At 32.9% G+C, this 1,579-nt stretch carries 3 protein-coding genes; all 3 read right to left on the bottom strand.

Annotated elements, in window-relative coordinates; translation table 11 throughout:
- Window positions 1-133: RHS repeat-associated core domain-containing protein (locus tag GNY06_RS13480; RefSeq protein ID WP_317163744.1), on the bottom strand; the 133-nt coding region annotated here is incomplete at its 3' end.
- A gap of 46 nt (window positions 134-179) precedes the next feature.
- Entirely contained in the window at window positions 180-740 is a 561-nt protein-coding gene (locus tag GNY06_RS04545; protein ID WP_166518998.1) for a hypothetical protein, read from the bottom strand.
- A complete protein-coding gene (locus GNY06_RS04540) occupies window positions 709-1,482 on the bottom strand; it encodes a hypothetical protein (RefSeq protein WP_166518997.1) in 774 nt (257 codons plus the stop codon). The genes GNY06_RS04545 and GNY06_RS04540 overlap by 32 nt, the downstream gene beginning before the upstream one ends.
- Between the last annotated feature and the right edge of the window lie 97 nt (window positions 1,483-1,579).

Raw genomic sequence — 1,579 nt, 5'->3', positions numbered from 1 at the left:
CGAAATTTACAGGATTATTGAAGCTATAACTGTACGGCGACCAGCTTGGCATTTTCTCCGCTAGAGGATCCACATTTAACCACAGGGATACCCTAGGGTTGTAATACCTTGCGCCGTAGTAGTAATAGCTTATTATCTATAACCCGAAATCTTACAAAACAAGGATCTTACCTATCTCTTCATCTTTTCTTCTTTATCCAGTTTTTAATCTCTCCCGATACATTATATTTATACATTCGCTCTATCATAGATGGATCTGGATAACGAATACTATCAACATCTGATCGTTTACCAAGTAAAATAACAGAATATTTTTCTTTAAAATTCGATTCAACATTACCTTTACCTTCTCCTGCTACATATTCGTCAATATAGATACCGAAAGTATGTTTATCTTTTACAGTGCCATCATTTAAATGTAAACTATAATTTCTAACTTCCTTGCCATTTATTTTAATATCACAATCAAATGTTTGTGAAGCTTTTAAATGGGTTCGTATAATTCCATTTTTAGGGATATCTACATAGTGAGTAGGGAACCTAAATTTACTTTTTACATTATCTTTATTCTGATCGAAGAAAATAACAATATACCCACTATACTCACTAGAAACATTGATAATCATTTTTTTAGCCCGTGTTTTATAATTATAAAAATAATAACCAAAACACAACATACCTAAAAGTATCATTAGAACTACAACATTTTTACTTACCAAAATTTTTAATAACGCTTTCATTGTGATCTTTTATTTGTTCTATTTTTCCGCTATTCAAGATATTTTTAAAGTTACCTTTATCATCAAGGCCTATAATGAGCATTCCTGAAAAAGCCTTCGTATCAGCATTCCCTGGAAGTTGTGAAACTGGGGTCCCCTGCTCTTTCTTCACGCCTAAAAATATTCTAATATTATTAGAATCACTTATAAAACTCTCTGTGGAAGGATAACCATCACTCATAACTGTATAAACAATACTCAACGTACTATTATTTTTATCATAGTAAGTGGAAATGTTAGCATTCACATTTACTTCAGGAGTCAGTAACTGCGGTGTTAAAGGATTTTTAGTACTATACTCTATAGATAAATTATTTCCCTTTTGATTTATATTGTAATTTACAGCTGCTCTATCTTTATCATATGTAAAGAAACCTTCTCTTTCTGTAATACTTGCTCCTGCACTTACTACAGAATATTTAGAATTATCCGTATTATAGGAAAAAATAGCTCTTCCTCTTGCTGTAGAATTCACACTCAAAGAAGGTCCTCTTGCATCTCCTGCGTAAACTCTGCCTAGAGGATCTTTAGTAGTTTTTGAAGAAATAAAACTTGCCATGTTAAACGTATATCTAGGACCAGGCCCCCCATCTATAGGTTCCCTGCCATCAGGATCAATATATTTTGTAGGATTATTAAAGGTATACTCATAAGGAGATCGTCCCGGGAACTTCTCTGCCAGTGGGTCAGTAGACAACCACATCTACTCAACAAATTGCTCGCGCGAACGCAACCTTTTGATAAAGAACACCTTTTCTTATTCTCAAAAATAAGGATTTTTCTTTTCAATTGAAAAAAAT

The sequence above is a fragment of the Elizabethkingia argenteiflava genome, assembly GCF_009904105.1.
Taxonomy (GTDB): domain Bacteria; phylum Bacteroidota; class Bacteroidia; order Flavobacteriales; family Weeksellaceae; genus Elizabethkingia; species Elizabethkingia argenteiflava.
The sequence above is the reverse complement of the archived record's forward strand: the minus strand, read 5'-3'. Positions and strand labels throughout refer to the sequence as shown.

Bases quoted from the DNA above. Each gene is read 5' to 3' on its own strand.
- GNY06_RS04540 (WP_166518997.1), bottom strand. From the start codon at position 1,482: ATGTGGTTGTCTACTGACCCACTGGCAGAGAAGTTCCCGGGACGATCT.
- GNY06_RS04545 (WP_166518998.1), bottom strand. From the start codon at position 740: ATGAAAGCGTTATTAAAAATTTTGGTAAGTAAAAATGTTGTAGTTCTA.